This is a genomic window from Pseudomonas sp. AGC41 (assembly GCF_057334555.1).
This window is the reverse complement of the sequence record NZ_JBHFJB010000089.1, coordinates 31293-37376: the sequence shown is the minus strand read 5'-3', so window position 1 is coordinate 37376 and position 6084 is coordinate 31293. Positions and strand designations below refer to the sequence as shown.

The 6084-nt window shown below is 64.1% G+C and carries 4 protein-coding genes; all 4 read right to left on the bottom strand.

The features are described from left to right. On the bottom strand, positions 1-1590 hold a 1590-nt coding region (treY, locus tag ACE04F_RS16260), incomplete at its 3' end, for a malto-oligosyltrehalose synthase (RefSeq protein WP_486108247.1). Continuing rightward, entirely contained in the window at positions 1587-3665 is a 2079-nt protein-coding gene (gene malQ, locus ACE04F_RS16255) for a 4-alpha-glucanotransferase (protein ID WP_486108245.1), read from the bottom strand. The genes malQ and treY, both read right to left, overlap by 4 nt. Continuing rightward, positions 3662-5464, bottom strand: a complete 1803-nt coding sequence (gene treZ / locus ACE04F_RS16250) for a malto-oligosyltrehalose trehalohydrolase (RefSeq protein WP_486108243.1) — start codon at positions 5462-5464, stop codon at positions 3662-3664. Before treZ ends, malQ begins: the two co-directional genes overlap by 4 nt. An 8-nt stretch (positions 5465-5472) precedes the next feature. Beyond that, positions 5473-6084, bottom strand: a 612-nt coding sequence (locus tag ACE04F_RS16245; protein ID WP_486108241.1) for a glycosyltransferase, incomplete at its 5' end; no start/stop codon positions are given.

The following is a 6084-nucleotide window of genomic DNA, read 5'->3' as shown; positions in this document are numbered from 1 at the left end:
GCGTTTGCGTTCGCTGCCGCGAGGTCGCCTGCGCCACGGCATGCCACCGAGCCAGTCGGCCAGGCAGTCGAGCACCGGCCAATCGGCTTCGCTCAGGGTTTGCCGGGCGCCTTCCAGCGCTTTCTGGAAAAACACCTCGTCCTCGGCGGAGCGTCCCAGCGGGTTTATGTACGTGCGATACACCGGGAAGTGCACGATCAACTCCTGCAACGCCCGACGAATCGCGCCCAAGGTGAGATCGCGGGTCATCACATCGTCCCGGGCGACTTGCAACAGCGCCTGTGCGACGCTTTCGAAATCTCCGGCGAGGGAGCCGTTGAGGATCTGCTGGCGGGCCAGGCGGGCCTCTTCGATGAAGTGCGCCGGGCGCTCGCTGTGCCGGCTCCAGAACTCGGCGAGGGGCTCGGCGCCGGCCGGGTCGTGTTGCAGCAGCGAAATCTGGTTCATGAATTCGTAACCGGTGCTGCCATCGATGTTCCAGTCGCGGCGCAGGGTTTCGCCGTCGCCGAGGATTTTCTCGACAAAAATCGGCAGGTGTCGCGAGGGGGAGAGCGAGTCGACGCGACGGCGCAGCTTGCGGCAGTAACCGCGAGGGTCGGCCAGGCCGTCGATGTGGTCGATCCGCAGGCCGTCCACCAGCCCTGCGGCGATCAGCTCGAAGATCTTGGCGTGGGTCGCCTCGAACACCGCCGGCCGCTCGACCCGCAGGCCGCCCAGTTCGTTGACATCAAAGAAGCGTCGCCAGTTGATATCGTCCGCCGCCGTGCGCCAGCTGGCGAGTCGATAGCTTTGGCGTTCAAGCAGTTGGTGCAGGCGCTCGAAACCTGCAGGCTCGGTAGAATCGTAGCCGCGCAGATTGTCTTCAAGGGCGCTGAGGATGGCCGATTGGGTGGCGAGATCGCGCAGCTCTTGCTGGAGCGGGCGGGCAAGCGAGTGGGCATCGGTCTGGTAGTTCAGCGTGGTGAAGCGCTCGGCCAGCGCCTTGAGCGCGTCGATCTGCTCAGGCTCCAGAGCGTCCGCAGGCTTGAGCAGTTCACCGTATTGCATCGGGCAGATGGGGAAACGGTGCTCGTAATGCTCGACATGGAAGCTGCCTTGCGCTGCATCGAAGCGCAGTTTCAACGTGCCTTCCTGCAACGCCACGCCATAGTCGCTGCCCAGGAATGGCAACAGCAGCTGGCCTTCCATCAGCGGGTCGGGGGAATGCCATTGGATGTCGAAGAACTCGCCATAAGGGCTCAAGCGTCCCCACTCGAGCAGGTCCAGCCACCAGGGGTTGTCGTTGCCGCCAACGGCCATGTGGTTGGACACGATGTCGAGAATCAGGCCCATCCGGTGCTCGCGCAAGACGGCGACCAGGCGCTTGAGCGCAGCCTCTCCGCCAAGCTCCGGGTTGACCTGGGTCGGGTCGACCACGTCATAACCGTGCATGGACCCGGCCCGAGCCTTGAGCAGGGGGGACGCATAGATGTGGCTGATGCCCAGCGCTGCGAAGTAAGGCACTTGTGCCACGGCATCGTCGAGGGTGAAGCCTTTATGAAATTGCAGGCGCAAGGTGGCCTGCAGCGGTTGGATCAGTGTCTGGTTCATCGGTCACGCTCGTTCGCCTGAAGTCTCGCGCAGGCGAGTATTTCCAGACGCCGTGCGGCGTCCGGGTCGTCCAGCAAGGCGCGGCTTTCCAAAGCCAGGCGCCGCCGCCAGTTGGGGTGGGTGTCGGTGGTGCCGGGCAGGTTGGCCTGTTCGTCGATACCCAAGGCATCTTCCAGCGGCAACAGCACCAGCGGCGCGCGGGTATGGCCGAGGAAGCGCACGCTGGCGTCCAGCACCTGGTCGGTTTCGCGGTGTTCTTCGCGAAAATTCTGCGGGTCCTGGTTCAATGCATTGCGCAACCCGTCGCGCTCGCGTTGACGGTGCCGGCGCCAGTCCATCTCGGTGTGGGAATCGATCAGGTCCAGCCGGGCGTTCCAGTCGATGTCGTGACCGTGCCACCAACCGTTCAGGGTTGGCAGGTCATGGGTGCTGGTGGTAGCCAGGGCGTCGTCCGGCCAATCGAGGATCGGCTTGAAGTGGGTATTGTCCTGTTCGAACAACAGCACGCGCATGCCGAGAATGGCGCGGGCCGCGAGTTTTTCCCGCAGGCCTTCGGGCACGGTGCCAAGGTCCTCGCCGAGCACAATGGCCCGGTGGCGATGGGACTCCAGGGCCAGCAGCCGCAGCAGATCATCGATCGGGTAATAAAGGTAGGCGCCATCGGTGGGCGGGGCGTCGTTGGGGATCACCCACAATCGTTGCAGGCCCATGATGTGGTCGATGCGCAAGCCGCCGGCGTGGGCGAAATTAGCCCGCAACATTTCTATGAATGCGCGGAAACCGTTGCGTACCAGCCCCTCTGGCGAGAACGCCGAGATCCCCCAGCCCTGGCCGGAGCGGTTGAGAATGTCCGGCGGTGCGCCGACGGTGAGCGAGGCGAGCAGTTCATCCTGGCGGCTCCAGGCCTGACTGCCGGCGCCGTCGGCGCCCACGGCGAGATCGGCGATCAGGCCGATGCCCATGCCACTGGACTTCGCCGCGCTCTGGGCACGCTCCAGGCAGCGGGCAATTAACCATTGGCAGAAGGCGTAGAAGCCGATTTCATCCGCGTTCTCTTCGGCGAAACGGGCCAGCGCGGCGCTGCGCGGATCGCGCCATTCCTGCGGCCATTGGCGCCAGTCGAGGCTTTCGCCCCGAGCCGCGCGATCAGCCTGGAGGGCTTCGAAGCGGCAATGATTTTCCAGGGCTTCGCCGCTGCTGTGGCGGAAACTGCTGAAATCCTCATGTAGCGGATGTTCGCCCTGGCTGAAACCGTCGTACAGCGCGCGAAGAACCCGCTGCTTGGCCTCGGCAGCCACCGGCCAATCGACCAGCGGCTGTTCTTCGAGGCTGCGCAACTGGTTGGTCAAGCCCGTGGCGTCGATTGCCGTGCGCAACGCACGCTCGCCGAGGATGGCGCCAGGTGCGGCATACAAGCTGTTGAGAAAAAGCCGGCTGGAGGGCGAATAAGGGCTGTAGCGCCCGGTGTCGCTGCTGAACATCGCATGCATCGGGCTGATGGCCAGGGCGTCGGCACCGCGCTCGCCGGCCACCCGGGCCAGTTCTTCCAAAGCCTGGGTGTCGCCGAAGCCGCCATCGCCGGGGCGGCGCAGGGAATAGAGTTGCGCACTCAGGCCCCAGACCCTGGGGGTCGGGTCGTCCACCGCATCCGCCACGCTGTAGCAACGGGCGGGCGCCACCGCCAGGGTGAAATGCTGGCCCTGGATGCTGACCTGCTGATAGCCCACCGGGACGATCCCCGGGAGCGTCGCGTCGGCGTCAAGTTTCAGGTTCAGCGTCGCGCCATCTTCAAGCTGGATCTCGCACGGGGTCGCGGGTTCGAAATAGCGGCTCAGGTCAACATTCACGCCTGCGTCTGCGGTAAGCAGCGGCGGCAGGCGATGGTTCTGTTGGTCTTCCTGCAACTGCAACAGGCTGGCGTCGATTTCCTGGGCAGTGCCGGCGGGATGCCCCAGGCCGGTGAGGACCGAGCGCAACACCGCGGGTGAAACTTTCTGGGCACGGCCATTGGCATCGATCCAGTCCACCGCCAGGCCCGCTCGGCCAGCGAGGATTTCCAGTTGCGCATCGCTCATAGGCGCTCTCCAGTGATAGTTGGCAAGGTTGTCGCTTGCGTCAGACTGACCAGCGCGCTGTGGGGCGTGAGCACCCCTTGTTGCAACAGACCCATGGCCTGCGGTGGATGTTCGAAAAGAATCTGCGCATCTTGCGGTGCGCTGTGTCCGACCGGTTTGTCGCTGAGGTTCAGGTCGATGCGCAACACGCTGCCGTCGCCCATCTGCCAGCGCGCGCTGACGGCGCCATGGCCCAGCACATCCGCGCCCAGCGCATGGGCGGCGGGCAGGCGCGGGACGATTTCCTCACGGCGGATCTTCAATAACTGGCGATACAGGGTTTCACTGGCCAGTTGTTCCGGTTGATGGGCTTCCAGGTTGGGCCGTGACGCGTCGAATGTGCCGGCCGCGTTCGGGTCGGGGATCCGCTCGCGTTTCTCGGGGTCGGCAAAGGCTGCAAAGGCCTTGAATTCGTTGCGACGACCTTCGCGCACCAACTCCGCCAGTTCGCCGTGGTGGCTGGTGAAGAACAGGAACGGTTGTTCGGCGACGACTTCATCGCCCATGAACAACAGCGGGATCATCGGTGACAGCAGCAACAAGGCCGTTGCTGCTTGCAGCGCCTGTGGCGGTGCCAACTGGTGCAGGCGCTCGCCCAAGGCCCGGTTGCCGATCTGGTCGTGGTTTTGCAAGAACAATACAAATGCGCTCGGCGGCAGATGGCCGCTGGGCTCGCCACGGGATTCACCGTGGCGGTTGGTATGGCCCTGGAACACAAACCCCTGGCTCAGGCAGCGCGCCAGCTTTTCCGTGGTCTGCTCGGCATAGTCGGCGTAATAGGCATCGGTCTCGCCGGTCAGCAGCACGTGCAAGGCATTGTGCCCGTCATCGTTCCATTGGGCGTCATAGCCGTGTTCCAGCAGGCTGGCCTGGTTGTGTTCGTTCTCGACGGTGAGCCAGACGTAGCGCGTCGGGTCGACCTGTTGGCGCACCGTGGTGGCGAGCTCCTGGAGAAAATCCGGGTCTTCGATGGCATGCACGGCGTCCAGGCGCAGGCCGTCGAGACGGTACTCCAGCAACCACATCAGCGCGTTTTCGATGAAGAAGTCGCGGACCTCGCGGCGCCGGAAGTCGATCGCCGCACCCCAGGGCGTGTGTTTGTCTTCGCGAAAGAAGCCCTTGGCGTAGCGGTGCAGGTAGTTGCCATCAGGGCCGAAGTGGTTGTAGACCACGTCGATAAGGACCGCCAGGCCATGGCCATGGGCGCTGTCGATCAGGTGCTTGAGCTGGTCCGGCGTGCCATAGGAGGCCTGGGGCGCGTAGGGCAGTACACCGTCGTAGCCCCAGTTGCGATCGCCGGGAAATTGCGCCAGGGGCATCAGTTCAATAGCGGTCACGCCAAGCCCGGCCAGGCGTGCCAATTGTTGTTCGACGCCTTCGAAACCACCGAGGGCGCCTACGTGCAGTTCGTAAATAACGGCGTCGTACCAGGGGCGACCGGTCCAGTTGGTGTGTCGCCATTGGTACGCGTGGGGGTCGACCACCACGCTGTGGCGATCGATATCCCCGTCCTGGGCGCGGGAGGCCGGGTCGGGCACCTCCAGCTCGCCATCGATGTTGAAGCGGTAACGAGTGCCAGCGGGGCAACGGGCCTGGATCATGTACCAGCCGTTGGCCTGGGGCAGCATCGGTATGGATTCTCCAGTGTCGAGTTCGACACTGACGTAAAAGGCATCAGGGGCCCAGAGGGCGAAACGGGTGTGCTCGGAATCGAGCAAGACCGCGCCATGGGTCCAGGTTTCAGGCGTCCTTGACGGCATCGGTTACCTCATTGTCTGGCCGATTTTCCCAGCGACTTAGCTACCAGTTGTTCATAAAGTTCGGCATAGGGCTCCACCGCTTTGGACCAGTTGAAGGGGGCCGACATGGCCCGGCAACGCATGGCATTGAGCAGCTCGGGAAACTCGAACACCTTGAAAGCCCGGCTCAGGGCCTGCTTGTAGCTGTCCACCGTGGATTCGTCGAACAGGAACCCGGTGATGCCATCCTCGATGGTGTCCGCCAGCCCGCCGGTATTGCGCGCCACCGGCAGCGAGCCGAAGCGTTGGGCGTACATCTGGCTCAAGCCGCACGGCTCGTAGCGCGATGGCATCAGCAGGAAATCGCTGCCGGCGAACATCCGTCGGGCATCGGTTTCGTTGAAGCCGATGCGCACGCCGATCTTGCCGGGAAAGCGCAGCGCCAGTTCGCGCATGGCCTGTTCTTCTTCCGGCTCGCCGCGACCAATGATCGCGATCTGCCCGCCGGACTCGACGATGAATTCGGCGACGGCTTCGGTCAGGTCAAGACCTTTCTGGTAAACCAGGCGCGATACCACGGCGAACAGCGGGCCACTGGTATGGTCCAGGCCGAACAGGTCACGGACGTGGGGGGGGGGGGG